Origin of the sequence: Nocardiopsis sp. LOL_012, assembly GCF_048060475.1 — a bacterium.
Classification (GTDB): Bacteria; Actinomycetota; Actinomycetes; order Streptosporangiales; family Streptosporangiaceae; genus Nocardiopsis.
Map to the genome: position 1 here is coordinate 1 of NZ_JBHMIV010000119.1, position 408 is coordinate 408.

Annotated in this window: 1 protein-coding gene; it reads left to right on the forward strand. The window is 72.3% G+C overall.

The window, feature by feature from the left end; all coding sequences use genetic code 11:
- Window positions 1-408 (forward strand): RNA-guided endonuclease InsQ/TnpB family protein (locus ACFHWE_RS23715; RefSeq protein WP_416604099.1); only part of this gene is annotated, 408 nt, incomplete at both ends.

Genomic DNA, 408 nt, shown 5'->3' on the forward strand with positions numbered 1-408 from the left:
GGTCGGTGTCGACGCCGGGACCACCTTCCTGGTCACCCTCTCCACGGGGGAGAAGGTGACCCACCCCCGCCACGAGCGGGCCGACCGCGCCCGGCTCGCCCGCGCGCGGCGGGAGCTGGCCCGCAAGGCCAAGGGCAGCGCGAACCGGGACAAGGCCCGCCGCAGGGTGGCGCGGGTGCACGCCCGGATCACCGACCGCAGGAGGGACTTCCTGCACAAGCTCACCACTCGTCTCGTCCGCGAGAACCAAGTGGTCGTGATCGAGGACCTGGCCGTGCGCACCACGGTCAAGAACAGGAAACTCGCCCGCGCGATCTCGGACGCGGCGTGGCGGGAGCTGCGGTCCGTGCTGGAGTACAAGTGCGCCTGGCGGGGGCGGGAGCTGGTCGTGGTGGGCCGGTTCTTTCC